At 30.5% G+C, this 25,603-nt stretch carries 29 protein-coding genes and 1 pseudogene; 3 read left to right on the top strand and 27 right to left on the bottom strand.

Translation table 11 applies throughout. From position 1 onward, the window contains the following. The first annotated feature begins 77 nt into the window (after positions 1-77). Positions 78-1,307 carry a nucleotidyltransferase gene (locus Q428_RS03080; protein WP_035378088.1) on the top strand — a complete coding sequence of 410 codons (1,230 nt, stop codon included), beginning with the start codon at positions 78-80 and terminating at the stop codon, positions 1,305-1,307. Between the two features lie 78 nt (positions 1,308-1,385). Here Q428_RS03080 and Q428_RS15335 read toward each other — a convergent pair whose 3' ends face one another. Both Q428_RS15335 and Q428_RS03075 read right to left on the bottom strand, forming a co-directional pair. Then, positions 1,386-1,538 (bottom strand): hypothetical protein, encoded by a 153-nt coding sequence (locus Q428_RS15335; RefSeq protein WP_161633582.1) that lies wholly within the window; start codon positions 1,536-1,538, stop codon positions 1,386-1,388. Then, positions 1,538-2,185 carry a patatin-like phospholipase family protein gene (locus Q428_RS03075; protein ID WP_051514860.1) on the bottom strand — a complete coding sequence of 216 codons (648 nt, stop codon included), beginning with the start codon at positions 2,183-2,185 and terminating at the stop codon, positions 1,538-1,540. Before Q428_RS03075 ends, Q428_RS15335 begins: the two co-directional genes overlap by 1 nt. A 53-nt stretch (positions 2,186-2,238) precedes the next feature. Between Q428_RS03075 and ylbJ the strand changes: the two genes are divergently transcribed. After that, positions 2,239-3,408: a sporulation integral membrane protein YlbJ gene (gene ylbJ, locus Q428_RS03070; protein WP_035378086.1), complete on the top strand. Its 1,170-nt coding sequence runs from the start codon at positions 2,239-2,241 to the stop codon at positions 3,406-3,408. A 176-nt stretch (positions 3,409-3,584) separates the two neighbouring features. On the opposite strand, the gene coaD is transcribed toward ylbJ, so the two are convergent. The 7 genes from coaD to Q428_RS03035 all read right to left on the bottom strand — a co-directional run bounded on the left by coaD (position 3,585) and on the right by Q428_RS03035 (position 9,648). After that, positions 3,585-4,088, bottom strand: coding sequence for a pantetheine-phosphate adenylyltransferase (gene coaD / locus Q428_RS03065; protein WP_035378084.1), 504 nt, complete (start codon positions 4,086-4,088; stop codon positions 3,585-3,587). After that, positions 4,081-4,644 carry a 16S rRNA (guanine(966)-N(2))-methyltransferase RsmD gene (gene rsmD, locus Q428_RS03060; protein ID WP_035378082.1) on the bottom strand — a complete coding sequence of 188 codons (564 nt, stop codon included), beginning with the start codon at positions 4,642-4,644 and terminating at the stop codon, positions 4,081-4,083. Before rsmD ends, coaD begins: the two co-directional genes overlap by 8 nt. A 174-nt stretch (positions 4,645-4,818) precedes the next feature. Next, the gene (locus Q428_RS03055) at positions 4,819-5,034 is read right to left on the bottom strand and encodes an alpha/beta-type small acid-soluble spore protein (protein WP_035378080.1); all 216 of its coding nucleotides are present in this window, start codon (positions 5,032-5,034) and stop codon (positions 4,819-4,821) included. A 144-nt stretch (positions 5,035-5,178) separates the two neighbouring features. Then, positions 5,179-5,394 (bottom strand): alpha/beta-type small acid-soluble spore protein, encoded by a 216-nt coding sequence (locus Q428_RS03050; RefSeq protein WP_035378077.1) that lies wholly within the window; start codon positions 5,392-5,394, stop codon positions 5,179-5,181. Positions 5,395-5,494: 100 nt separating this feature from the next. Then, a complete protein-coding gene (recG, locus tag Q428_RS03045; protein WP_035378075.1) occupies positions 5,495-7,531 on the bottom strand; it encodes an ATP-dependent DNA helicase RecG in 2,037 nt (678 codons plus the stop codon). A gap of 107 nt (positions 7,532-7,638) precedes the next feature. Next, entirely contained in the window at positions 7,639-9,279 is a 1,641-nt protein-coding gene (locus tag Q428_RS03040; RefSeq protein ID WP_035378073.1) for a DAK2 domain-containing protein, read from the bottom strand. A gap of 18 nt (positions 9,280-9,297) precedes the next feature. Further along, entirely contained in the window at positions 9,298-9,648 is a 351-nt protein-coding gene (locus tag Q428_RS03035; RefSeq protein ID WP_035378071.1) for an Asp23/Gls24 family envelope stress response protein, read from the bottom strand. Positions 9,649-9,929: 281 nt separating this feature from the next. On the opposite strand from Q428_RS03035, the gene rpmB reads away from it, so the two are divergent. Beyond that, a complete protein-coding gene (gene rpmB, locus Q428_RS03030) occupies positions 9,930-10,121 on the top strand; it encodes a 50S ribosomal protein L28 (RefSeq protein WP_035378069.1) in 192 nt (63 codons plus the stop codon). 26 nt (positions 10,122-10,147) lie between these two features. On the opposite strand, the gene Q428_RS15595 is transcribed toward rpmB, so the two are convergent. The 18 genes and pseudogenes from Q428_RS15595 to Q428_RS02945 form a co-directional block, all read right to left on the bottom strand. Next, complete coding sequence (locus Q428_RS15595; protein ID WP_035378067.1) at positions 10,148-10,339, bottom strand: hypothetical protein; 192 nt, start codon at positions 10,337-10,339, stop codon at positions 10,148-10,150. A gap of 22 nt (positions 10,340-10,361) precedes the next feature. Further along, positions 10,362-10,523 (bottom strand): hypothetical protein, encoded by a 162-nt coding sequence (locus Q428_RS15330; RefSeq protein ID WP_161633581.1) that lies wholly within the window; start codon positions 10,521-10,523, stop codon positions 10,362-10,364. A gap of 83 nt (positions 10,524-10,606) precedes the next feature. After that, positions 10,607-11,239, bottom strand: a complete 633-nt coding sequence (locus tag Q428_RS03020; RefSeq protein ID WP_035378066.1) for a thiamine diphosphokinase — start codon at positions 11,237-11,239, stop codon at positions 10,607-10,609. Then, positions 11,236-11,895, bottom strand: coding sequence for a ribulose-phosphate 3-epimerase (rpe, locus tag Q428_RS03015; protein WP_035378064.1), 660 nt, complete (start codon positions 11,893-11,895; stop codon positions 11,236-11,238). The genes Q428_RS03020 and rpe overlap by 4 nt, the downstream gene beginning before the upstream one ends. Beyond that, positions 11,892-12,773: a ribosome small subunit-dependent GTPase A gene (gene rsgA / locus Q428_RS03010; RefSeq protein WP_035378061.1), complete on the bottom strand. Its 882-nt coding sequence runs from the start codon at positions 12,771-12,773 to the stop codon at positions 11,892-11,894. Before rsgA ends, rpe begins: the two co-directional genes overlap by 4 nt. Before the next feature lie 12 nt (positions 12,774-12,785). Beyond that, a complete protein-coding gene (gene pknB, locus Q428_RS03005) occupies positions 12,786-14,480 on the bottom strand; it encodes a Stk1 family PASTA domain-containing Ser/Thr kinase (protein WP_051514858.1) in 1,695 nt (564 codons plus the stop codon). Beyond that, on the bottom strand, positions 14,477-15,202 hold the full coding sequence (locus Q428_RS03000; RefSeq protein ID WP_035378059.1) for a Stp1/IreP family PP2C-type Ser/Thr phosphatase: 726 nt from the start codon (positions 15,200-15,202) through the stop codon (positions 14,477-14,479). Before Q428_RS03000 ends, pknB begins: the two co-directional genes overlap by 4 nt. A 14-nt stretch (positions 15,203-15,216) precedes the next feature. After that, entirely contained in the window at positions 15,217-16,248 is a 1,032-nt protein-coding gene (gene rlmN, locus Q428_RS02995) for a dual-specificity RNA methyltransferase RlmN (protein ID WP_035378057.1), read from the bottom strand. A 4-nt stretch (positions 16,249-16,252) separates the two neighbouring features. Then, positions 16,253-17,593, bottom strand: coding sequence for a 16S rRNA (cytosine(967)-C(5))-methyltransferase RsmB (gene rsmB, locus Q428_RS02990; protein ID WP_035378055.1), 1,341 nt, complete (start codon positions 17,591-17,593; stop codon positions 16,253-16,255). Positions 17,594-17,695: 102 nt separating this feature from the next. Next, positions 17,696-18,379 carry a zinc metallopeptidase gene (locus tag Q428_RS02985; protein ID WP_035378053.1) on the bottom strand — a complete coding sequence of 228 codons (684 nt, stop codon included), beginning with the start codon at positions 18,377-18,379 and terminating at the stop codon, positions 17,696-17,698. A 12-nt stretch (positions 18,380-18,391) separates the two neighbouring features. Next, positions 18,392-19,321: a methionyl-tRNA formyltransferase gene (fmt, locus tag Q428_RS02980; RefSeq protein WP_035378051.1), complete on the bottom strand. Its 930-nt coding sequence runs from the start codon at positions 19,319-19,321 to the stop codon at positions 18,392-18,394. Between the two features lie 11 nt (positions 19,322-19,332). Further along, positions 19,333-19,773, bottom strand: coding sequence for a peptide deformylase (gene def / locus Q428_RS02975; RefSeq protein ID WP_035378049.1), 441 nt, complete (start codon positions 19,771-19,773; stop codon positions 19,333-19,335). A gap of 16 nt (positions 19,774-19,789) precedes the next feature. Further along, positions 19,790-22,210, bottom strand: a complete 2,421-nt coding sequence (gene priA, locus Q428_RS02970) for a primosomal protein N' (RefSeq protein ID WP_035378048.1) — start codon at positions 22,208-22,210, stop codon at positions 19,790-19,792. Positions 22,211-22,264: 54 nt separating this feature from the next. Continuing rightward, complete coding sequence (coaBC, locus tag Q428_RS02965; protein WP_035378046.1) at positions 22,265-23,455, bottom strand: bifunctional phosphopantothenoylcysteine decarboxylase/phosphopantothenate--cysteine ligase CoaBC; 1,191 nt, start codon at positions 23,453-23,455, stop codon at positions 22,265-22,267. A 14-nt stretch (positions 23,456-23,469) separates the two neighbouring features. Further along, a complete protein-coding gene (rpoZ, locus tag Q428_RS02960; protein WP_035378044.1) occupies positions 23,470-23,691 on the bottom strand; it encodes a DNA-directed RNA polymerase subunit omega in 222 nt (73 codons plus the stop codon). After that, a pseudogene (gene gmk, locus Q428_RS02955) lies at positions 23,681-24,303 on the bottom strand (guanylate kinase). The gene rpoZ and the pseudogene gmk overlap by 11 nt, the downstream one beginning before the upstream one ends. A 14-nt stretch (positions 24,304-24,317) precedes the next feature. Further along, positions 24,318-24,593, bottom strand: a complete 276-nt coding sequence (remA, locus tag Q428_RS02950; RefSeq protein WP_035378042.1) for an extracellular matrix/biofilm regulator RemA — start codon at positions 24,591-24,593, stop codon at positions 24,318-24,320. A gap of 13 nt (positions 24,594-24,606) precedes the next feature. Beyond that, the gene (locus Q428_RS02945; RefSeq protein WP_035378040.1) at positions 24,607-25,485 is read right to left on the bottom strand and encodes a YicC/YloC family endoribonuclease; all 879 of its coding nucleotides are present in this window, start codon (positions 25,483-25,485) and stop codon (positions 24,607-24,609) included. Positions 25,486-25,603 lie beyond the last annotated feature (118 nt).

Raw genomic sequence — 25,603 nt, 5'->3', positions numbered from 1 at the left:
TTACTTTTCTGACATTTAAAACAACTTTACAAAAACAACCAAAAAATGTACAATATTTTCTCTAGGAGGTTATTATTATGAAAGTAAATGGTGTTATTGTTGAGTATAATCCTTTACATAATGGACATATATATCACTTAAATAAAACTAAAGAATTGACATCTTGTGATTATGTTGTAGCTGTTATGAGTGGAAATTTTGTTCAAAGAGGCGAGCCAGCATTTGTTAATAAATGGGCAAGAACAAATATGGCCCTTTTATCAGGTATAGACTTAGTGTTAGAACTGCCAACTATATACTCGATAAGCAGTGCTGAAGGATTTGCTTTTGGAGCTATAAGTATACTTGATAAACTCGGAATTATTGATACTATTTGTTTTGGAAGCGAATCTGGAAACATTAGTGAGCTTATGATGTTATCAAAAATCCTTGCAGAAGAACCCCAAGAATTTAAAATTTCTTTGGAAAAGTATTTAAAGCTCGGAATTTCTTTCCCTGCCGCAAGAGAAAAAGCATTACATGATTTTATGAACAATAATTATCCAAATACCGAAGAAAATAGTAGATTAACTAAGATTTTAAATAACTCAAATAATATTTTAGCTATTGAATATTTAAAGTCTCTGCATAAGTTGTCAAGTAATATTTCTGCGTTTACGATTCCAAGAATAAATAATAGGTACAACGAAGAAAATCTTACAGGTAATATATCAAGTGCTACTTCCATTAGGAAGAATTTGTTACTACAAAACAATATTAAACAATCTATACCTGACTATGTGGATGACATTTTACAGGAAGAAATAAAACGTGGCTGTGGGCCACTTCTTCTTAATAACTTTAGTGATATTATAATGTATAAATTGAGAACTCTAAGCATAGCAGACATTTCAGAAATATTAGATGTATCTGAAGGTCTTGAAAATAAAATTAAAAAAGCATGTGAGAATACAACAAATATTAATGACCTGATAGAGTTAATTAAGACAAAAAGGTATACAACAACTAGACTGCAAAGAATTTTAATATATACCTTATTAGATATTAAAAAAGATGCTCTCAACATTATTAAGTCACCTGCTAAGTATGTCCGAGTACTTGGTTTTAATGATAATGGTAAAAAACTTTTAAAGGAAATAAAGAAAAGATGCCCCTTACCTATAATAACTAATCCTTCTGCAAATGATATAGATACGTTAAAATATGATATTTCAGCTACCGATATTTATGTTCTTGGATATTCAAACAACGAATATAAAGAAGCCAGACAAGACCTGAAAAAACCACCAATATATTGTAAAATTTAAAATTTAATAATTACATAAAATTTCATTGAAATAAAAAAGTGGTTATTTATACCACTTTTTATTTTATATAATCAATGTTCATAAATGTTTTCCAATAATAAAGTTTAGCTCTTCAATTTTCTGCTTAATAGCTGGGATTTTCTCTTCAGTTGCTGCTTTTCCCCTCTCAACACACATATCTACCAAATCAAATCTTGTTGGATCCATATCATCTAAATCAACTTTAATCATTATATCTGCTTCATTTTTTTATAATTAAAATATTCAAGCTGCATTAAATCATATGCTTCATATAATACATGAAAAATACTTCTACAATTGCATGTCATAATATTTGAACCAACATCTACACCTATTACTAAATCCATCCCCCTACTTTTTAATGTGTTAGCAGGTACCCTTTCAATTACAGCTCCATCAACAAGTACCATATCGACTTTTTCAACTGGGACAAAAATTCCTGGTATAGAAATACTCGCTCGAACAGCTTCATGTAATTTGCCCCTTTCTATCTCTACCAATTTTTTATTTTTTAAATCTGTAGCTGTAACAATTAATGGGATATTCAAATCCTCAAAATTTCTATTTTGGGTAATTAACTTAATTATTTCCTGAATTCTATCTCCCTTTATTAAACCTTTTCTAGGTACAGTAATATCAATATAATCCTTTTGCTGGAGATTTTTAAACAAAGCCTTAACATATTTAAAATCAACACCGCAACAATATAAACAACCTATTAAAGCACCTGCACTACTTCCTGAAACCATATCAAAGCTAATGTTATATTTTTTTAATGTCTCTAAAACCCCTATATGAGCCAGGCCTCTTGCAGAACCAGCTCCCAATGCAAGGCCAATTTTACAATTATTACTCATATATTATCCCCCACTTTAATAAAAATATATAAAGTACTCTATAAGGGATAGATATGAATATATTTGTTTTTGTATTACTAATTACAAATTTTATGTTGTTCCTAACGAAATTTAAAAAGAAATCAATTGTTTATTTATTGTTATTGGTTTTATTGCTATTAGTTTTATATCCTTATCAATCTTTAAATTCTGCAAAGGATGGAATAAACCTTTGGTTTTTTGTTGTTGTACCATCCCTTCTGCCTTTTTTTATTATTAATGATATGCTAATATCACTTAAGGTACCAGAAAATATTTCACGTATGTTTTCACCACTGGCGAAATACCTTTTTAATACTTCAGGATATGGGGCTTATGTATTTATTATGAGTCTTTTTTCTGGATATCCAGCAGGAGCTAAAATTACTGCAAAATTGATTGAAAGTAAAAAGATAACTGTTGAAGAAGGAGAAAGAATACTTAGCTTTAGTAGCACTTCAGGTCCTTTATTCATTATAGGTGCAGTAGGTACAGGTATGCTGAATAATTCAAGTTTAGGATATTTTCTATTTATTTCTCATATTTTAGGTGCTATTACTAATGGCTTTGTTTATAAATTGTTTACTAGAGAAAAAAATATCTATTGTAATGTTGCATTATCTCATGAAAACCGTAATGTACGTGTAGGTGAAATTCTTTCAAAATCTATATCTGACTCTTTAATAACCTGTGGATTTATAGGAGGCTATATAATCTTATTCTCTGTTATCATAACTCTTCTAGAAAATATTGATTTTTTTGTTATTTTAAATTTACTACTAACAATGCTTTACATTCCTAAAAACATCTCTAACTACATTTGTACATTATTACAGTCATCAATTGAAATTTCTAATGGTTGTAAAATTATCTCAAACCTTGGGAGCTCTTTATCAACAAAAATGATACTTATAAGCTTTATAATTTCTTTTAGTGGTTTTTCCATCATAGGTCAAGTAACTAGTATTCTATCAAAAACAAAAATTAATATTAATAAGTATATATTTTTTAAACTTACTCATGGAATTTTTTCTGCACTTATTTGCTGGATTTTATTAAAAGTAAATTTATTAGATACAACAACCTTTCATCATAAATATACGTCAATAATTCTTAATCCAATAGTCCTTTTAGAGACATACCTGACTTTAATTCTATGTTTAAACTTATTAAGCCAATTATTTTTCCAAATTAGAAAACATTGATTTTATTTTTATTAACATATGAAAATAATTTACATAATATTTTAAAATCCCATAGTCTGTATAACTTTAAGTGTACTAAATTCTCAGCTATACAGACTATGGGATTATATTATGTTTGCCGAATTAATTATGATTTATATTCAGTCTATAAACCTTTTTTACTAATAAGAAGATTACTACCTTGAGCTTAATTTTTTCTGATTAATCTTATTTTTAATATCCATAATAATATTCTCTGGAACTAAGTCATCAATACATCCACCGTAAGTTGCAACTTGCTTAACTGATGTAGAACTCACATAAGAATACTTACTGTTAGTCATCATAAATAATGTTTCTACATCAGAATCTAATTTATTATTCATCAATGCCATTTGAAACTCATACTCGAAATCTGACATTGCTCTTAACCCTTTCACAATTACATTTGCATTCTTTTTATGCATATAATCTATTAATAACCCTTTAAAACTTTCTACCTCCACGTTTTCAATGTTCTCTGTTACCCTTTTTATTAAATCAACCCTTTCCTCAACAGAAAACATAGGATTTTTCTTTTCAGGATTTTCTAATACTGCTACGATTATTTTATCAAAAATTCTAGATGATCTTTCTATAATATCTAGGTGTCCATTTGTTATTGGGTCAAAACTTCCCGGATAAACAGCTATTCTAGTCATAATTTTCCTCCTTAGTCCAAAATGAAATTTTCGTTCTACCATATTTCTGAGTTCTATAAATTACTAGATTTCCTATTTTTTCTGGCATTTCGTCAGTCTGATCATATTCACTTACAACGATTCCATTACTTTTTAAGATATCGTGTTTGTCTATTTTTGCAATTGACTTTTCTATTAATCCTTTTCCATAGGGTGGATCTAAAAATATAATATCAAATTTCTCCCCTGAAGCAGCAAATATATCTAATGCATTTAAGGCCTCTTTATTTAAAACCTCCCCTTTATCACTAAATTTTAGCTCCCTTACGTTTTCTTTCAATATTTTCAATGTATCTTTATCATTCTCTACAAAAATACACCTTCTTGCATACCTGCTTAATGCTTCAAGGCCAAGATTACCAGTTCCAGCAAAAAGATCCAAAACATCAGCTTCAAAGCATATATCATTTATAATATTAAATAAAGATTCTTTTACTCGATCAGCTGTAGGTCTAGTATTCATACCATCTGGGGCTTTTAATTTTTTTCCTTTTGCAATACCAGTTATTATCCTCATCTTATCCTCCAATTATATGTATTATTTTTTATAATTTTATTTATTTTGGCAAAGTATATGTGAAATTACTACCAAACATATTATAAAACTAAACCAGTATAAAATCAAAATTATTTAAAATACCAACCTAAATGTAAAGAAAAGGGATGACTAAAAACACCCCTTTTCTTTTTGTTATTTACCTATTAAGCTGTTTTCATAAACTTCAACCATTCTTTTTACCATGTAACCACCAACAGAACCGCATTCTCTAGATGTCATATTCCCCCAATACCCGCTCTCTGGTGGCTGAACACCAATTTCCCTAGCAATCTCATACTTAAATTGATTTAAAGCTTTTTTTGCCTCTGGAATTACTGTTTGATTTTTTCCACCTAAATAATTATTCATAATACATACCTCCTGTTTCAGTTGCTTATTAATATTTTGCCCATCTAAATATATGTTATGCATATTTATAATTTTTTTGTATGTTTTATTCATGATATATCTTAATATAAAAAGGAGCCTCATGGCTCCTTTTTATATTAAAAACTATTTATTAGCTAAACCTCTTTCATAAGCTTCAACCATCTTTTTAACCATATATCCACCAACTGATCCACACTCTCTTGATGTCATATTTCCCCAGTATCCACTCTCTGGTGGTTGAACACCTATTTCCTGAGCAACTTCGTACTTAAATTGATTTAAACCTTTTTTTGCTTCTGGGATTACTATTTGATTTTTTCCACCTAAATTTGTATTCATAACTTACACCTCCTGTTTGTGTTGTATTATTAATTTACCCATTATAAGAATGATTAAACTAGTAATTTAAAGGAGATATAAGTTTCAAATTCCATAAAAACTAATTAAACGTATGCTTGTTTAACTTTTCAAAAAACAGTCTCTCAACTTCATTTTTTAAATTACTAAATTCTTGTATTTGTAGTAAATTATTTTCTATTATCCATTTTGATAATTCCTGTGCTTCTTTTAAAATTTCTCTATCCTTTATTATATCAGCTAATTTTAGCTCTGGCAGGCCATGCTGTCTTAAGCCAAAAAACTCCCCAGTTCCTCTTAAAAACATATCTTTTTCAGCAATTACAAAGCCATCATTTGTTTCAGTCATTATTTTTAATCGTTCCTTTGTTTCTTTATTTGAAGCATCAGAAATAAGTATACAATATGATTTATGAATTCCTCTTCCAACCCTTCCTCTTAATTGATGTAATTGTGCCAAACCAAACCTATCTGCATTTTCAATCAGCATAATTGTAGCATTGGGAACATTTACACCAACTTCAATTACTGTAGTTGACACCAGTATATCTATATCTCCTTCTTTAAATTTTTTCATAACGTTATCTTTTTCAGTTGATTTTAATTTGCCATGCAAGACATCTATTTTAAACTCTTTAAAATAAATATTTTTAAGTTTTTCAGCTGTTTCTAGAGCTGACTGTGCTTCTATTTTTTCTGATTCTTCAACAAGGGGGCAAACAACATATGCCTGGCGTCCTAATAAAATTTGTTGTTTAATAAAATTATACGCACGTTCTCTTAAGTTTGATCTTACTGCATAAGTATTTATCTTTTGCCTTCCTGGAGGTAATTCGTTAATCAAAGATATATCCATATCTCCGTAAATAAACAAAGCTAATGTTCTAGGTATTGGTGTTGCAGTCATCACTAATACATGTGGATTATGTCCTTTATTTACTAGCTCTGCTCTTTGTCTTACTCCAAACCTATGTTGCTCATCGGTAACAACTAGGGCTAATCTATTAAAATCAACATTCTCTTGAATTAATGCATGGGTTCCTATAATTATATTTATATCACCTTCAGCTAGTCTCTCTAGAATTTGTCTTTTTTGTTTTTGGGGAGTGCTTCCGGTGATTAATTCAATATTTACATTCCAATCTCCAAAAAGCTTTCTCAATGTGTTAAAATGTTGCTCAGCCAATATCTCAGTAGGGGCCATCATTGCACACTGATATCCATTCATAGCACAGTTGAACATAGCAATTGCTGCAATTACTGTTTTTCCAGAACCTACATCTCCTTGGACTAATCTATTCATCGGTCGAATATTTTTTAAGTCTGTCAATATTTCTCTAACTACCTTTGATTGAGCAGTGGTCAACTGAAATGGGAGACTGTTCTTAAAATCCTTCATTTCTCTACAAACTTTTATTGAAAAAGAATTCTTATTTTCTTCTGAAGTCTTTTTTGCTTGTAATAAACATAGTTGTAGAATCAGCAGTTCATAGAATTTTATGCTTTTCTGGGCTTTATTAAGTGTTGCTCTATCATTAGGATAATGAAGGTTCATAATAGCATCTTTTAAAGGTAAAATCTCATACCTCTTTAATATTTCTGAATGCAACATCTCACTTATTTGAGTATCGATATGTAAAAGTGATTGACTAATAATTTTTTTTAAAATCTTTTGTGATAAATTTTTGTTTGTTGGGTATATTGGATTAATTGATTTAAATACATTGAAATCTTTATCATATTGTGGATCGATAATTTGTATTTCTCCAAATTTCCTTGTAATTTTGCCACTTAAAATAACTCTTTCTCCAACTTGAAAATTATTTTTAATATATGGCTGATTGAACCAAACACCTGTCAAAAATCCACTATTATCTTTGAAAATAATTTTATTGATATATTTACCAAACTTCAATTTTTTTGTTGGTAATATGAGTGAAACCTCACATATAAGCGTTACAAATTCATCATTTATAGTTTCTGAGATACATTTTATATTATTCCTATCTTCATAATCTCTTGGAAAAAAATAAATTGCATCTTTAACTTCATTAATACCTAAAGATAGTAAATACTGCTCTGTTTTGGAGCCTACTCCTTTTAATTCATTTATTTTCACTTTATCACCTGCTTTAAAAGACAAATACTAATTCAGTTAATAATATTATTTTTAGAAAACGGTAAAAACCTGTAAAATGAGCTTGCAATAAGCAAGCTCATTTGTTTCTATTCTACTGAAATTATATAATAGTATAAAGGTTGACCACCATAATTTATACTAACATCACAGTCAGGATATTTCTCACATATATAATCTTCTATTTCAGCTGCATCTTCTTCATTTAAATCATTTCCGTAAATTATTGTAATTAATTCACTACTTTCATCTATCATTTCATCTAGAAGTTCCTTTGTAACATTATCTAGTGATTCTCCTGCTTTTACAAGTTTTCCATTAAAAATGCCTAAAATATTTCCTTCTTCTATTTCTACATCATTAAATGTAGTACTTCTAACAGCATAGGTAACCTGACCCGTTTTAACATTATCAATAGCTTTAAGCATTTCTTTAGTATTTTCTTCAGGTGAAGCATCAGGATTCAAAGTTATAACAGCTGTAATTCCCTGAGGAATACTTTTTGTAGGTATAACCACAACATTTTTATCGCTAATATTTTTCGCCTGTTCCGCAGCCATTATAATATTACCATTGTTAGGTAAAACATAAATGTTCTTTGAATTTATTGAATTAATAGCAGCTAAAATATCTTGGGTACTTGGATTCATTGTCTGTCCACCCTCAATTACAACGTCTACTCCTAGATCTTTGAAAATATTTGTAATTCCATCTCCCATGGCAACTGTCACAATTCCATATTCTTTTTCTTCATTAGATATTTCTTCTTTAGCAATTTGAGGATACTCTGTTTCTTCTTGCAAATTTCTATGTTGCTCTCTCATATTATCTATTTTAATTTTTGAAAGTTCACCTAATTTCATAGCTTCATTTAGAACAGTCCCAGGTTCATTTGTATGTATATGAACTTTTATTAAACTCTCTGTTCCAACAACTACTATTGAATCACCAAAATTTAATATCTTGTTCTTAAATTCATCTGGATTTGCATTTGATGTTTTTATAAAAAATTCTGTACAATATCCAAATTCAATATCGGTATCTAAATCGTTTTTAATTATCGGTTGCATTGTTGTTTCTGTGTTAGAAGGGTAGTTATTTAATTCAACCATTTGGCCAGTTAATCTTTTATACATTCCTTGGTAAATGCATAACAAACCTTTTCCTCCCGCATCAACTACCCCAGCTTGTTTTAATACAGGTAACATTTCAGGAGTTTTATTTAAAGTTGTATTTGCTTGTTCATATATTTTTCTCATAAAGATTTCAAAGTTATCTTCATTTTTGCTAACTTCAATTGCTTTATCAGCAGATTCTCTTGCCACCGTCAATATAGTTCCCTCTGTAGGCTTCATTACAGCTCTATAAGCTGTATTAACACCCTCCTTTAATGCAAGGGCAAAATCAACTGTTTTTATTGATTCTTTGCCCTTTAAATGTTTTGACAGACCTCTTAAAAGCTGAGATAAAATAACTCCTGAATTACCCCTAGCACCCATAAGAGATCCCATAGCAGCAGCATCAGCAATATCATAGATACTTGTGCTTTTTTTATTTAATACTTCATTTGCTGCAGCCATCATGGTTGCTGACATATTAGTTCCAGTATCCCCATCAGGAACTGGAAATACATTTAAAGCATTAACCATTTCTTTGTTATTTTCAAGTTCATATGCTCCACTTACTATCATTTCTTTTAGCAGTTGTCCATCAATTGTTGTATATTTCAAACTTCGTACCTCCTTGCATTAAACTCTTATTCCCTGTACAAAAACAGTAACTTTTGAAACATCAATTCCTGTCAAGCCTTCAATAGTATATTTAACTTTTTGAATAATGTTGTTAGCAATCACAGAAATTTTTGTACCATATTCAACAATAATATACAGTTCAATGGAGACTTCATTACCAGATGTAATTATTTTTACTCCTTTACTTAAATTTTCTCTTTTTAATAATTCCCACAGTCCATCTGTTGCTCTTTTAGAAGCCATTCCAACAACGCCGTAACACTCCATAGTTGCAATACCAGCCAAATTAGCAATAACATCGTCTGTAAACTCTATATATCCATAGTTTGTAGTAGTTTTAATCGCCATATAATTACCTCCCAGATATTAAAATTTTTTCAGGGAATTTATATTCTTAGCTATAATTTTATATTAATATTAATTTTTCTTCAACACTTTTTTATTTAGGTGTAAAGTAAAAACACTTTACAAATTAGTAATTAATTTATATAATATTTATACCAATGTTCTTACATGTTTATAAATATTAGCATACATAATATTTATTGCAAATATGCTATAATTCTGCTAGAATATATATGTTTGAATGTGGTATTTTTTGTTTATGCTTTATAAGGAGGTGTTACCATATGTCAAGAAGATGTGAAATATGCAATAAAGGCTTAACTTTTGGTATTCAAGCCAGCCACTCTAATCGTAAATCAAACAGAACATGGGCCCCAAACCTTAAGAGGGTTAAAGCAGTTGTTGATGGTACTGCAAAGAGAATATATGTTTGCACAAGATGCTTAAGATCTGGAAAAGTTCAACGTGCTCTTTAATAAAAATGTGCTTTTTAGCACATTTTTTATTTGTGCCACTTTGTATAAATGTTAAATGCTTCCACTATCAATAATACTCCAACAATTAGAACCCAAATCCATCTTGGTAGTATTACTACTAACAACATACCTAAGCCTATGGCTGCCAGTATTAGTCCTATGGTATCTAAATTCTTATAAATTATTCTTTTATTACATTTATTTTTATGGTGTCCCAATAATAAAACCTCCATAATAATCTCATTTATAATATATATCTATTCCAATTACTATTAGGATAATTCCTGCAATTAAAAACCATAACCAAAGGGGCATCCAACATACTATTAAAGCTATTCCTACTACAATTAATATAAATGATAGAATTTTTCCATTTCTTTTTTTGCAACACTTTTTGGACATAAAAAACCCCCCATAATGTCTTATTTTATAATATGCAGAAAACTAAAATATGACACAATGGAGGTATTAGTTAGATATTTTATTTAATTTTGTTTAATAACCAGTATTTCACCATTAGAAACTTTAATTGTACAAGTATCATTAATCATAACATTAGATATTCCTATGCATCTTCCAAATTTGATATCCTCACCATTTAAAGAATATTTTAATCCTGTTGTAAATAGACCACTTGCAGAGTTTTTAAATGGAATTAAGGAAATAATATCACCAATTTTACCCTTAATTTCCAATTCATCACTACATAAGAATATATCACAGTATTCTGATTTTATATATCCATTAGCCCCCTTTTCTTTTATAAAATGTAACAGTGCTACATTACCTAAACTATGATCAAACCTTCCCCCAATACCTGATATAATACAAATATCATTGCAACCCAGCTCAATAGCTTTGAGTACACATAATTCTGTATCGGTAAAGTCTTTTTCCCTTGGATATCTAATGATGTTGACATTTCTGTTTTCAAAATAGTTTAAAATATTCCTGTCTAACGAATCAAAATCCCCTATTAAATAATCTGGTATCAAACCTGCTTCAAAAATATATTTTCCACCGCCATCAGCGCAAATAATGATATCACTATCAATACAGATTTTTTTTAGTTCTGATATTTCCATTGTTTCTCCGTAAGCAACAATTACAGCTTTCATAAACTTGCCCCAATTCTTTTAAATTCTTTAACAGCTTCTTCAATATTGTCACTTCCATATATAGCAGAACCTGCAACGATTATGTTTGCTCCAGCCTCTACTACTTCTTTCACATTGTTTAAATTAATGCCTCCATCAACTTGAATGTCAACTTTTAAATCTTTATCTGATATAATCTCTTTAAGCTTTCGTAATTTTGGTAAGGTACTGTTTATAAAATTTTGTCCACCAAAGCCAGGGTTAACGCTCATGATTAATACCATGTCTATATCATCAAGTACATATTCAATTGCGTTTAATGGTGTAGCAGGATTCAATGCAACAGCTGCCTTAATGCCAAAGCTTTTAATTAGCTGTATAGTTCTGCTTAGATGTTTACATGCCTCAGCATGTACAGTTATTATATCTGCTCCTGCCTTAACAAATTGTGGAATATACATATCTGGATTCTCAATCATCAAATGAACATCAAAAACAAGTTTACTTTTTGGTCTAATTGCTTCAACCACTAGTGGTCCTATTGTTATGTTTGGAACAAAATGTCCATCCATAACATCTATATGCAAGTAATCTGCACCAGATTGTTCTACTAAATTAATATCACAATATAAGTTACTAAAATCCGCGGATAAAATTGAAGGTGCTAATTTTATCATTTTCTAGTCCTCCTGTTTTCTTTAAGCTCCTTTAATATTTCTACATAAGCATTATATCTTTCATTTGATATTAAACCATCTGTTACTGCATTTTTTATGCTACAGCCTATTTCTTTATCATGAATACACGATGAAAACTTACATGTTCCAAAATAATCACTAAATTCCTTAAAAGTATATTGCAATTCCTCAGGTTCAAGGAAACTTAAATCGATAGATGAAAAACCTGGCGTATCTACAATAAATGTATTTTTATCAATTTCAATTAGCTCTGCATGTCTTGTTGTATGCCTTCCTCTTCCAATCCTTTTACTTATTTCACTGGTTTCCATTTTTACCTTGTCTTGTACTTTATTAAAAAGTGTGGATTTGCCAACCCCCGAAGGACCTGCAAAAACTGAAATTTTATTTTTTAATAGCTCCTTCAAAGTGTCGATACCTTCACCTGTTTTACCATTCGTTTTAATTACTTTATAGCCTACCCTTTCGTAAATCTCCTTAACCTTTGCAAAAATATTTGCTTCATCTAAATCAGCCTTGTTTAAACAAATAATTGCCTCAACTCCATGATGCTCAATAAATAACAATAACTTGTCTAAAAGAGTAAAGCTTAAATCTGGATTCTTTAGAGAAAAAACAACTATTGCTTGCTCAACATTTGCTACTACAGGTCTTATTAGTTGATTCTTTCTAGGATTAATTTCTACTATAACACCATGTTCATTATCCAAAAGTTCAATTTTTACCTTATCGCCAACAATTGGTGAAATATTTTCTTTTCTAAATTTTCCTCTTGCTTTACATTCTATGATGCTGCCATTAGCTATTTCAACATAATAAAAACCACCAATTCCCTTTATTATTATCCCTTCCTGCATATTAACCTCCATTTACTGATTCCCTTGTGTATTTTCTTCGTTATCTAATTTATTAACTGTAATGTTTATAACTGTTCCCTCTGGAATTTCATCACCGGGGTTAATATCTTGGTTTATAACTACTCCATCAACGTAATTAACGTTGGTATCATAAATTATGTCTCCTAATACTAATTTCATTTTTTCTAATTTACGCTTCGCAGTCTCCAAATCACTGCCTATCAAAACAGGCATTTGTATCATTTTCTTCTCTGGACCTGTACTTATTACTACATCAATCTTTGTTCCTTCTAAAACCATCTCATTTTGTGACGGGTAATGTTCTATAATTAAACCCTTACTTACATTATCGCTGCTTTTATAATCAATATTTCCAAGTTCAAGTTTATAACTAGCTAAAGTGGTTTTAGCCAATTCTAAATCAATATTGCGCAAATCCGGTACTGCTACTTTTTTAGGTCCTGAACTGACTATTACTTTAATTGTTGCATTTTCCTTTACTTTTTCACCTTCATTTGGATAACAGCTTAAAATTACACCCTCTGGTTCCTGACTACTTTGAGTTCCATCAATAACAAGGTTTAATTTATTCTGTTCAAGCAAATTCTTTGCTTCATTTTCACTTAATCCAATTATTTTAGGCACCTGAACTTCTCCAACTATATACAATTTTTCATATGCAAAATAACTTAGAACAGATACAGTTATTACTAATGTCATGATTAAAACTGCTAACTTTATTTTATTCCTTTTCTTCTTGGTATACTCATTATTTTTGTTGTTCCTTATTCCCTTTTGATTTAAAGCCCTGTCAATATCATCAATTGGAATTACTCTTGTAAATTGATCATCTTTATCTGAAAAAATGAAATTTAAATGGGGATTTTCTTTTGCCTTGTTTATATCTTGAATTAATTCCTTAACATTTTGATATCGTTTAGTCATATCCTTTTGCATCGACTTTACTACAATATCATTCACGGCTTTAGGTATGCTTGCGTCTACTTGTATAGGCTCATCTAAAGTTGCTTCAATATGTTTTAGTGCAACTGTAACAGGGCTTTCAGCATCGTATGGAAGTTTTCCTGTAAGCATTTCATACATGACAACTCCTAGAGAATAAATATCTGTTCTATGGTCAGTAAATCCGCCTCTTGCCTGTTCAGGCGAAAAATAATGAACTGAACCCATAACAGTTCCAGTATTGGTCATTGTCATAGATGATGATGCACGTGCTATACCAAAATCAGTTACTTTTACTATCTTATCTTCTGTTATTAAAATATTATGTGGTTTAATATCTCTATGAACTATACCTTTTTTATGTGCACAGTCCAAAGCTAAAGCTATTTGATTTATTATATTAAGAGTTTCTTCATATTGTAGTTTCCCTTTTTGTTTAATGTAATCTTTTAATGTTTTTCCATTTACATATTCCATAACGATGTAATATATTCCATCCTGTTCTCCAACATCATATATACCAACAATGTTTGGATGTGAAAGACTAGCAGCTGATTGCGATTCCCTTTTAAATTTCATTATAAAATCGTTGTCTGTAGTAAATTCTGGTCTTAAAATTTTTATCGCTACATATCTATCAAGTGTCTGGCATCTTGCCTTATATACTAATGACATTCCTCCGTCACCTATTTTTTCAAGTAATATATATCTATCTGCCAGTATCTTTCCTAAGAAATTACTCATTTCTCATCCTCCTTCCTTGCAATTATAACTGAAATGTTGTCACTGCCACCTCTAGAATTTGCTAAATCAATTAGTTCAAATACTGCATCCTCTTTTTTTTCTTTAACGATTTCAAATATTTCTTCGCTGCTTACATATGTAGTCAAACCATCTGTGCAAAGTATTATTAAATCATTCTCCATTATATTTTCAATTTTAGTGTCTACAACTACATGTTTATCTGTACCTATTGCCCTTGTAATTAAATTTCTTTGGGGATGTCTTAATGCCTCGTTTTCAGTAATGCTACCATTATCTATTAATTCCTGAACGAAAGAATGATCCTGAGTAATCTTAGTAATTCCTTTTTCATTAACAATATAAGCCCTACTATCACCTACATGACCTAGGTATAATTTATCGCCTTTTATTAAGCAGCAGGTTATTGTTGTTCCCATCCCATTTAGAGAATTATCTTCTGTTGATTTGTTAAATACAATCTTATTTGAAGATATTATTGCATCTCTTATTAACTCTTCAGTATCGATATACAAACTAAAATTTTTAAAAATAAAATCTCTGATTGAAATAGAAGCTATTTTACTTGCAATCTCACCTGCTTTATGTCCCCCCATTCCGTCAGCTGTAATCAACAATACGTAATTTTTCCCTTTTAGTGTTAAAATATAATCCTGATTACTCTCCCGTACCATGCCTTTATCTGTTTTACATTTGATACGCACAAAACCACCTCACATCAACCCTTATTAGTTAAGTAACTTCTTCTCAACTGACCACATGCAGCGTTTATATCACTTCCCAATTCCCTTCTTATAGTCGTTTCTATTCCATTTGCATTTAGTATTTTTCTAAAAGCTTCTATTCTTTCTTTATTTGATTTACTGTAAATTTTCCCTTCAACCTTATTAACAGGTATTAAATTTACATGGCACAGAATCCCTTTTAACTTATTTGAAAGTTCTTTTGCATTATCATCGGAATCATTTACCCCACTTATCAGTGAATATTCAAATGTAATTCTCCTGCCTGTCTTATTAATATAGTACTTACAAGCATCAAGCAATTCATCAAATGAATATTTATATGCAATAGGCATTATACTCCTTCTTACCTCATCATTAGGTGCATGTAAAGAAATTGCTAAGGTAATCTGCATATTAAAATCAGCAAGTCTTTTTATTTCCGGTACTAATCCACAGGTTGATAGTGTTAAGTGCCTCATACCTATATTTAATCCTTCTCCATGATTTACGAGTTTAATAAACTTAATTACATTTTCAAAATTATCCAAAGGCTCCCCTGTGCCCATAAGAACGACATTTGATACTTTTAAATTTGAATCTCTCTGAACTTTTAAAACCTGTCCTAGCATTTCTCCTGGAGTTAAATCCCTATTCTTTCCACCTATTGTTGAGGCACAAAATGTGCATCCCATACTACAACCAGCTTGAGTAGAAATGCATATCGTATTGCCAAATGAATACTTCATTAAAACACATTCTATAATATTACCATCATTTAGTTTCATTAAATATTTCATTGTACCATCTATCTTTGAATGAAACTTTTCTACAATCTCCATATTACATATATAAACCTCATTTTTCAACATATCTCGCAATTTTTTTGATAAATCAGTCATTTCATCTATATTCTCAACGCCCCTATGTATCCATTTGAAAATCTGTTTAGCTCTAAAATTTTTTTCTCCAAACCTTATTAATAGTTTCTCTATGTCCTCAATATTACAACTTCTTAATTCTATCATGTTCTCACCATTTTCTCCTCAATTTTGAAATAAAAAATCCATCTGTGTCGTGAACATTTGGAAATAGCTTGACATAACCATCCCTACATGTGTCAGAGAACATTTTTTCTGGCAGATAAGAACAAATATTTACCAGTTCATAATTTTTATTTTCTTGTAAAAATCTATTTATAATATCTTCATTCTCTTCCACACTTATTGTACATGTGCTATAGACAATGACACCATTTTTCTTCACATATTTACTTGCATTACTCAAAATCAGAAATTGTATATTCGCTAGTACATCAATGTCCTGCTGATGAACATTCCATCTGATCTCAGGTTTTTTCCTTATTAGTCCTAATCCTGAACAAGGTGCATCAACAAGAACCCTATCAGCATAATCTATATACTCCTCCAAAAGAACAGTTGCATCTTTCAGTCTTGTTTCTATTATATTAATACCAAGTCTTTTGGCATTCTGATTGACTAATTCTAATTTATGCTCATGTATATCAAATGCAATAATTTCACCTTTGTTGTTCATTTTTTGAGCTATATGTGTTGTTTTACCACCTGGTGCACTGCATAAGTCTATAATCTTTTCTCCAGGCTTTGGATCCAAGACATTTGCTACAAGCATTGAACTTTCATCTTGGATAGTTAATAATCCATCATTAAATATACTTGACTTCTCAATTAAATTAAATCCTTTCAATATTAAAGATTCATCGAGTTTTCCACTTTCCACATTCACTCCTTTATCCATTAACATTTGTACCAGATTTTCTTTGTTAGTTTTAATACTATTTATCCTTATCGTTAATTCAGAGGGAGTGTTGTTTTTTTTCATCAAATCTATTACAAATTCTTCTCCATAGATCTTAATGAATTTTTTAATAAACCATTCAGGATGGGAATATTCAATTGACAATCTCTTTACTTTATCTTTTTCACGGATATCATTAAAAAGATTTTTATTTCTTAATATGTTTCTTAAAACGCCATTTACAAATGGAGCTGCGTTTTTATCTTTTATTTTTGCAATATTTACAGCTTCATTAACAGCAGCAAACTCAGGAACTTTGCTCATAAAAAATATCTGATAAACTGCTGTTCTTATACAATTTAAAGTCCATATATTTATCTTTTCTAATTTAATCCTGGAAAACCGTTGTATCATATAATCAATTTTTAGTTTCCATCTTAATGTACCATACAGAATTTCAGCTGAAAATGCTCTATCTTTTGGATTTAAATCAAATTTTTTAAAGTATTGATTTAATTTTATATTCGAAAAAGCCTTTTTTTCATCCATATCACTTAATGTTTTAATCACGACTATTCTGGCTTTATCCTCCATAATATTTCCTCCCTAACTTTACTAAAACAGTGGCAAAATAGTTTTAATAAGCACTATTAAGCCACCACAACAAAATCAAAAATTGAAAATTTTAAATCTATTTTAATCCCTTGAATCTCTTGTTATTAATATCAATCTGAGTAACTGGGAAATCGCAACAAGTGTTGCCGCCACATATGTTAAAGCTGCTGCATTTAATACCTTTTTAGCTCCATCAATCTCTTGTGAATTCAAAATGCTACTCTCTTCTAATTGATTTAATGCCCTTGCGCTGGCATTAAACTCAACAGGTAATGTTATTATCTGAAATATAACTGCTGCAGAAAACAACAAAATTCCAAAATTTATTAACTGAAGAGACCTGATTGCAAATCCAATAATAATAAAAATCCAAGATAAATTTGAACCAATATTAGCAACAGGTACAAAACTATTTCTAAGTATTAATGGAGCATAAGATTTTTGATGCTGTATAGCATGACCAACCTCATGAGCAGCGATGCCTATCGATGCTAAAGAGTCGCTATAATAAACCTCTTCAGATAGTCTTAATACCCTTTTTGCTGGATCATAATGATCTGATAATTTCCCACGTACTAATTCAATCTGAACATTGTAAAGACCATTATTATCTAGTATCTTTCTAGCAACTTGAGCTCCAGACATTCCACAAAATGCTCGTCTTTTAAAATATTTATTGAATGTAGTCTGTATTTTGGTTTGGGCATAAAATGAAAACAATAATGCTGGTATTAAAATAATAAAAGAAGAATCATAATAAAACATATACCATCACCCCTATTCAAATATATCTCCGACACTTATATTATGTCCATTTAAATATGCTTGAATGTCTAATCTTTTTCCCCCAACTTCCTGAACTTCTTTAATTATCAAACTGCCATTTTTACAAGCCACTTCAATACCATTCCTATCAACTCCTACTACTTGGCCAGGAGAAGAATTTCCACTGTAATCTCCGATACAAGATTTCCAAATTTTTAGCATTTTATTCTGATAATAAGTAAATGCACCTGGCCAAGGTGTAACTCCTCTTATAAGGTTATTGATAGTTTTAGAATCCAAATTCCAATTTATTTTTCCAAGTTCCTTATTCAGCATAGGTGCATAACTTGACATGCTATCATCCTGCTTTTCTGGTATAACTTGATTAACTTCGATTCTATCAAGTGTTTCAATTAGAACTTCTGCTCCAAGAAACATTAATCTGTCATGCAATTCCCCAGCTGTTTCATTCTCTCCAATTTCTACTTCTGATTTTAATAGCATATCTCCTGTGTCAAGTCCAACATCCATCTTCATTGTTGTTATTCCCGTTTTAGTGTCTCCATTTATAATCGACCAGTTTATTGGTGCTGCACCCCTGAGTTTTGGTAAAAGCGAAGCATGAACATTTATGCAACCATATTTAGGTATATCTAGTACCTCCTTTGATAATATCTGACCATAAGCAACAACAACTATTACATCTGGATTTAAATCTTTAAGTTTATCAATAACCTCTCTGTCAGATTTTAATTTTGAAGGCTGATAAACTGGTATATTACATTTTAAAGCCAACTCTTTAACTGGGGAGTATTGCACTTTCTGACCCCTACCTTTTGGCTTATCAGGTTGAGTTAAGACAGCTACTACATCGTGTTTTTCTAAAATTTTTTCCAAGGTGGGTACTGCAAATTCTGGTGTCCCTGCAAATATAATTCTCATAAAATCACTCCTTACTTTTCTGCCTTATCTATAAAAAGTATGCCATCTAAATGATCAATTTCATGACACAATGCCCTTGCTAAAAAACCTCTACCCTCAACTACAAATTCTTCTCCATTGTCATTTAATGCTTTAACAACAACCCTATCCGGTCTTTCTACTACACCTCTAGTGTTTGGTATACTTAAACATCCTTCTGTGTCCTTATTCTTACCTTCATACTCAATTATTTCAGGATTAATCATTTTTATAACACCTTCACCTATATCAACAACTGCAATTCTCTTAAGAATTCCTATTTGGGGAGCTGCAAGACCTACCCCATTTGCATTATACATAGTTTCAACCATATCTTCTATTAGCATCTTTAATTTGTCATCAAATTTATCTACCATCTTACTTTTCTTTCTTAAAACTTCATCACCTAAAGTTCTTATCTCTCTTAAAGCCATTTACAATTCCTCCCATCTAATACATACTATTTGGATTTATATCTAAGCTATAGTTAATGCTACTTCCAAACAGATTTTCATTTAGTATTTCCTTTATAATTTTATAATACTTGCTAGCATCACCTTTAATCAACATATGCCATCTAAACAAATTATTAATTTTTGATATTGGACATGGAGTAGGTCCTAATATGATAGAATCTATGGAAAGTCCTGTATTTTTGATTTTTTCCTTAATTTCCATGCATTTTTTCACCAACTCATCCTCCTTTTCAGAAGTAAACAATACGTATAGTATTTCTGTAAATGGAGGATTATTTAAAATTTTTCTATAATTTATCTCTTCATTGTAAAAACCACAATAATCATGATTTTTTACGTATTTAATACTATAATGCTCAGGTTCGTATGTCTGTATAATTACTTTTCCACTTTTTTCTCCTCGACCAGCTCTACCAGCAACCTGCATTAAAATTTGAAAAGTTCTTTCTGCTGCCCTAAAATCAGGTAAATTTAAGCTTGTGTCAGCAGCTACTACACCAACTAATGTCACGTTTTTAAAGTCCATACCTTTTGAAATCATTTGTGTTCCAATAAGTATATCTGCTTTATTTTCTTTAAATTCTTTATATATCCTCTCTTGCTCTCCCTTTTTTCTTGTAGTATCTAAGTCCATTCTTAAAATTCTTGCATTAGGGAAAAATTTCTTTATCTGATACTCAATTTTTTCTGTTCCTGCACCAAAATATTTTATATATTTACTACCACATTGTGGGCATTGGCTGGGAATTTCTTTTTGGGCACCACAGTAGTGACATTCCAATTTATTTGTATTTGCATGGTATGTCATGGAAACATCACAGCTTTCGCATGCACAAACATATCCACAGGCTCTACATGAAATAAAAGTTGAATATCCTCTTCTATTTAAAAATAAAATGGTTTGATTATGATTATCAAGATTCTGCTTTATAGACTCTAAAAGTTCTCTGCTGAAAACACTTCTATTACCATTTTTTAACTCTTCCCTCATATCAATTATTCTTATATCGGGTAATTTTTTATCATCAACTCTTTTATCTATTTCCACAAGATTATATTTATTTCTCAATGCCAATGTATAACTTTCTAAAGATGGTGTTGCTGAACCTAAAACCACAAGGCCTTTATTATTATTCATTCTAAACTCAGCAATCTCCTTTGTGAAATACTTAGGAGTTACCTCTGATTTATAAGTGTGCTCATGTTCTTCATCAATTATAATTAACTTTAAGTTCTTTACGGGCATAAATACTGCAGATCTAGCACCAACTACAACCTTAACATTACCCCTAGCTATTCTTCTCCACTCATCAAATCTTTCTCCTTCAGAAAGCCTGCTATGAAAAACCGCAACCTCATCACCAAATCTTCCCTTAAATCTTTCAACTGTCTGAGGTGTCAAAGCTATTTCCGGTACTAATACAATTGAACCATATCCTTGATTCATAAATCTTTCTACTAAATCTAAATAGATTTCCGTTTTTCCACATCCTGTAACACCTCGAAGGAGTGTAATATTCTTACCTGACTCATAGCTTTTTATAATATTGTTAATAGCATTTTTCTGATCATCAGTTAAGTTATTCTTTTTATATTCATTAAAAGTTGCATATGGTTTCCTTAATATTTCTTTATTCACTTTAAATATTAAACCTTTATCTTCTAAAGACTTAATTACAGAACTGCTACAACCATATCTATTGCACAACTCTGATAAAGTTAACTCACAATTATCTTTAATTATTTTCTCTAATATCTCTTTTTGACGCAACAGCTTATTTGAAGCATTTTTTATGAATTCCTGAGCTTCTCTTTCATCTTTTATTTTATACACTTGTCTAGCTTTAATATTTACTTCTTGATGCATAACCTTCTTTATTTGTATTATACCCTTTTCTGCCAATGAAAAAAGCGCAGCCCTTGTTATATTTGGAAAAACTTGTTTTGCATTTTTATATTCAATAAATTTATCTTTACTCAAGCTATTTAAAAAATTTGCGTATTTTCCACTCTCATTTTTATAGTTTTCACCTAACTTTAAATATATCTTTTCCTTTAAATTTATACCTGTTGGCAATATTGTTTTCAGTGCGTCATTCATTGTACAGTAATACTTATCCTTTATAAAAAAAGCAAGTTGTAACAATTCTTCGCTTAAAAATGTATCACAGTCTGTAATATCTATGATTTTTTTTAACTTTTCAGTATCAAATTCTGTATCATTTTTAATTTCTATTACATATCCTTCTATTGTTTTATTGCCTTTACCAAATGGAACGATTACTCTCATACCAATCCCTATTATACCAATTAATTCTGAAGGAATAATATAATCAAAGGTTCTGTCAACTTCTTTAGATGGATTATCAACTATAACTGAAGCAATTTTAAACATAATAAACCTCCCCAATCCTTGGGTATATTGGTAGAATTAATTAAAAAAAGCGCCTTAGCGCTTAATATTTAAAATATGATCTAAAATATTGTGTGCAACTTCCTCTTTAGCCATATTCGGAAGCTGAATAATAGTTCCATCCCTGTCAATTATCTTTACTGTATTTGTATCTACGTCAAATCCTGATTTTTCCATAGTTACATCGTTTGCAACAATAAAATCTAAGTTCTTTTTGCAAACTTTATTTTTTGCATTACATACCAAATCATCTGTTTCAGCAGCAAATCCAATAAGTAATTGATTCTTTTTAATTTTACCTAACTCGAATAATATATCCTTATTTTTAGTTAATGGAATACTCATGTCATCATCTGATTTTTTAATTTTCTTTTCACTCTTCTCTAGGGGCCTGTAATCAGCTACAGCAGCAGACTTTATTACAATATCAACCTCATCAAAATGCTTTAAGACTTCATTGTACATTTCTGTTGCACTATTTATGCCAATGAATTTAACCCCTTCTGGTCTAGGTAATTTGGTAGGCCCAGAAATTAAGATAACTTCTGCACCTCTATTTCTTGCTGCTTTAGCTATGGCATAACCCATTTTCCCTGAAGAGCGATTTGTTATATATCGAACAGGGTCAATGTCTTCTCGTGTAGGTCCTGCTGTCACCAATATTTTTTTACCTGCAAAATCCTTATTGCTATACAGTAACATATCAATCATGTCAACAATCTTATCGGTATCAGCCAATTTGCCCTTACCAACTGATCCACAGGCCAATCTGCCTTCATCAGGTTCAATAAAATTGTATCCTAAATCTTTAAGCAGCTTTATATTCCTTTGTACAATCGGATTTTCGTACATATTTGTATTCATTGCTGGAGCAATTAATACTGGTGCCTTTGTTGCCATAACCGTAGTAGATAACATATCATCTGCTATACCATTTGCTATTTTACCTATTATATTTGCTGAAGCAGGAGCTACAACAAACAAATCTGCTCTTTCAGCTAAAGAAATGTGCTGTATCTCCCAATGTTTAGGTTCTGCAAACATGTCAACAACAACATAATTTTGACTCAAAGATTGAAAGCTCAATGGAGTTACAAATTTTGTGGCAGAATCAGTCATAATTACATGGACGTTAATATTTTTTTTCTTCAATTTACTTACTATATCCAATGCTTTATACGCAGCAATTCCACCTGTAACTCCAAGCACTACTGTTTTTTCCTTCAAAGCTAAACACCTCTTTATTTGATGCCTGATTTTACGCTTTCGTAACTTATTTTTCCTTCATTAACCTCATTGATAGCAACAGTAACTGGTTTAGTAGAATCCACGTCTGTCAGTGGTTCTGCACCGTCAATTAACTGCCTTGCACGCCTTGCAGTTACTACAACCAGTGAATATCTATTATCAACTTTTTCTAACAAAGAAACTATTGATGGATTTATCATTGAATTACTTGCCATCTAAAATCCCCTCCTGTAGAATCTTAATATCATTTTTCATTCTATCTATTCTGCATTTTTCTGCTACTATTATACTTTCTAATTTCCTTACTGCTTCATCAACTGTATCGTTAACAACAACATAATTATAGTTTGAAACATAATTAATTTCTTGAAAAGCAGCTGTAAATCTCTTTATAAGTGACTCTTCTGTTTCAGAACCTCTCTTTTTAATTCTGTTTCTTAGTTCCTCCATTGATGGGGGCATTATAAAAATGAATACCCCTTCATTATATCTTTCTTTAACTTTTAATGCTCCTTGAATATCTATTTCTAAAATAACATCCTTACCCTCATTTAGTGTTTTTTCCACATACTCACATGGAGTTCCATAATAATTATCATATACAGTTGCATACTCCAAAAACATGTTTTTGTAATCATTTCTTCAAACTCATCTTTATCTATAAAAAAATAATTCACACCATGTTGTTCATTTACTCTTGGTTTTCTTGTTGTGCATGAAATTGAGACAGTTAAGTTCCTGTTTCTGCTAAGCAACTCTTTACACAAAGTACCCTTACCAGCTCCCGACGGACCAGAAACTACTATAAGCAATCCTTTTCTAGACATCATATTCTCCCCTCTTATTCTTCATCATCATCCATTTCATCTTCAGCATCTTTAGCAGATAGCCTATGTGCCACCGTTTCAGGTTGGACTGCTGATAATATAATATGGTCACTATCCGTTATTATAACAGCTCTTGTTCTCCTTCCATATGTAGCATCTATTAGCATTCCTCTATCTCTAGCTTCCTGAATTATTCTTTTAATTGGAGCAGATTCTGGACTAACTATTGCAACAAGTCTGTTTGCAGAAACAATATTACCAAATCCAATGTTTATCAATTTAATTGCCATAATTGACCTCCTACTATTCAATATTCTGAATTTGTTCTCTGATTTTTTCTAATTCACTCTTTATATCAACAACTAAATTAGTTATTAGTAAATCATTTGCCTTAGAACCAATTGTATTAGTCTCTCTATTCATTTCTTGAATTAAAAAATCTAGTTTTCTTCCAACTGTCTCTTCAGCTGTTATTGTATCTTTCAACTGTGTTATATGGCTTTTCAATCTTACTATTTCCTCAGTTATGTTACTTCTATCCGCAAAAAAAGCCACCTCGTTTACAAGTCTTGCTTGGTCAATTTCTACTTCCCTGAGATATTCAGAGATTCTTTGAGTTAATTTATCCCTGTATTCATCAACAACTACTGGTGATCTTTCTTCAATCTCCAGAACTTTTTTGTTAATTATATCACATCTTTGAACAATATCTTTGCTTAATTTTAAACCTTCCTTATTGCGCATGTCAATAAACATTTCCAAAGCTTGATCTAAAGCTTTAGATAAAATACTCCATAGATAATCTATATCTTCTTCTTTTCTCTCTATAGTGAATATATCAGGAGCTTTGGCCAATAACCCTAAGCCTATTTCCTCAGCTAAATTAAATTTTCCCTTCAGGCTATAATATGCATTATAATATGCCTCAGCAAGTTGTTCATCAACATTAATAACTACATCGTCCTGACTATACTTTTCTAATGTAATGTAAACATCTACTTTTCCTCTTGAAACCCTTTGAGATATATATTTTCTAATTTGATCCTCCATAGAATTTAATTGTTTTGGCATTCTGATATTCATATCAAGATACCTGTTATTAACTGATTTCATCTCTACTAGAAAACCTATGGAACTATCTTCTGACTCTCCCCTTCCGTATCCAGTCATACTTTTAACCATTACATTCACCTGCCAATATGTATTTCTTAATAATTCGTTTTTATGTATTATTTCTTAATTCTTTCTCATTATACCTAATTATTACATAGTTTTTCAAGTTTTTATTTTATATAATAAG

The sequence above is a fragment of the Fervidicella metallireducens AeB genome (assembly GCF_000601455.1).
In the GTDB taxonomy this organism is placed as follows: Bacteria; Bacillota; Clostridia; order Clostridiales; family Caloramatoraceae; genus Fervidicella; species Fervidicella metallireducens.
The sequence above is the reverse complement of the archived record's forward strand: the minus strand, read 5'-3'. Positions and strand labels throughout refer to the sequence as shown.

Bases quoted from the DNA above. Each gene is read 5' to 3' on its own strand.
- Q428_RS03080 (WP_035378088.1), top strand. From the start codon at position 78: ATGAAAGTAAATGGTGTTATTGTTGAGTATAATCCTTTACATAATGGA.
- rpoZ (WP_035378044.1), bottom strand. From the start codon at position 23,691: ATGGCAAGTAATTCAATGATAAATCCATCAATAGTTTCTTTGTTAGAA.
- priA (WP_035378048.1), bottom strand. From the start codon at position 22,210: ATGTTTAAAATTGCTTCAGTTATAGTTGATAATCCATCTAAAGAAGTT.
- Q428_RS03050 (WP_035378077.1), bottom strand. From the start codon at position 5,394: ATGAATACAAATTTAGGTGGAAAAAATCAAATAGTAATCCCAGAAGCA.
- remA (WP_035378042.1), bottom strand. From the start codon at position 24,593: ATGGCAATTAAATTGATAAACATTGGATTTGGTAATATTGTTTCTGCA.
- Q428_RS02985 (WP_035378053.1), bottom strand. From the start codon at position 18,379: ATGTTTTATTATGATTCTTCTTTTATTATTTTAATACCAGCATTATTG.
- Q428_RS03075 (WP_051514860.1), bottom strand. From the start codon at position 2,185: ATGAGTAATAATTGTAAAATTGGCCTTGCATTGGGAGCTGGTTCTGCA.
- Q428_RS02945 (WP_035378040.1), bottom strand. From the start codon at position 25,485: ATGGTTAAAAGTATGACTGGATACGGAAGGGGAGAGTCAGAAGATAGT.
- rsgA (WP_035378061.1), bottom strand. From the start codon at position 12,773: ATGCAGGAAGGGATAATAATAAAGGGAATTGGTGGTTTTTATTATGTT.
- Q428_RS15335 (WP_161633582.1), bottom strand. From the start codon at position 1,538: ATGATTAAAGTTGATTTAGATGATATGGATCCAACAAGATTTGATTTG.
- rsmD (WP_035378082.1), bottom strand. From the start codon at position 4,644: ATGAGGATAATAACTGGTATTGCAAAAGGAAAAAAATTAAAAGCCCCA.
- def (WP_035378049.1), bottom strand. From the start codon at position 19,773: ATGGCTTTAAGAGAGATAAGAACTTTAGGTGATGAAGTTTTAAGAAAG.
- Q428_RS15330 (WP_161633581.1), bottom strand. From the start codon at position 10,523: ATGTCCAAAAAGTGTTGCAAAAAAAGAAATGGAAAAATTCTATCATTT.
- rlmN (WP_035378057.1), bottom strand. From the start codon at position 16,248: ATGATAGAATTAAGAAGTTGTAATATTGAGGACATAGAGAAACTATTA.
- fmt (WP_035378051.1), bottom strand. From the start codon at position 19,321: ATGAGAATTATATTTGCAGGGACACCAGAATTTGCAGTACCCACCTTG.
- rsmB (WP_035378055.1), bottom strand. From the start codon at position 17,593: ATGGAGGATAAAGCCAGAATAGTCGTGATTAAAACATTAAGTGATATG.
- Q428_RS03020 (WP_035378066.1), bottom strand. From the start codon at position 11,239: ATGAAAGCTGTAATTGTTGCTTACGGAGAAACAATGGAAATATCAGAA.
- pknB (WP_051514858.1), bottom strand. From the start codon at position 14,480: ATGAGTAATTTCTTAGGAAAGATACTGGCAGATAGATATATATTACTT.
- coaD (WP_035378084.1), bottom strand. From the start codon at position 4,088: ATGACTAGAATAGCTGTTTATCCGGGAAGTTTTGACCCAATAACAAAT.
- ylbJ (WP_035378086.1), top strand. From the start codon at position 2,239: ATGAATATATTTGTTTTTGTATTACTAATTACAAATTTTATGTTGTTC.
- Q428_RS03035 (WP_035378071.1), bottom strand. From the start codon at position 9,648: ATGGCGATTAAAACTACTACAAACTATGGATATATAGAGTTTACAGAC.
- rpe (WP_035378064.1), bottom strand. From the start codon at position 11,895: ATGATAAAATTAGCACCTTCAATTTTATCCGCGGATTTTAGTAACTTA.
- Q428_RS03055 (WP_035378080.1), bottom strand. From the start codon at position 5,034: ATGAATAATTATTTAGGTGGAAAAAATCAAACAGTAATTCCAGAGGCA.
- rpmB (WP_035378069.1), top strand. From the start codon at position 9,930: ATGTCAAGAAGATGTGAAATATGCAATAAAGGCTTAACTTTTGGTATT.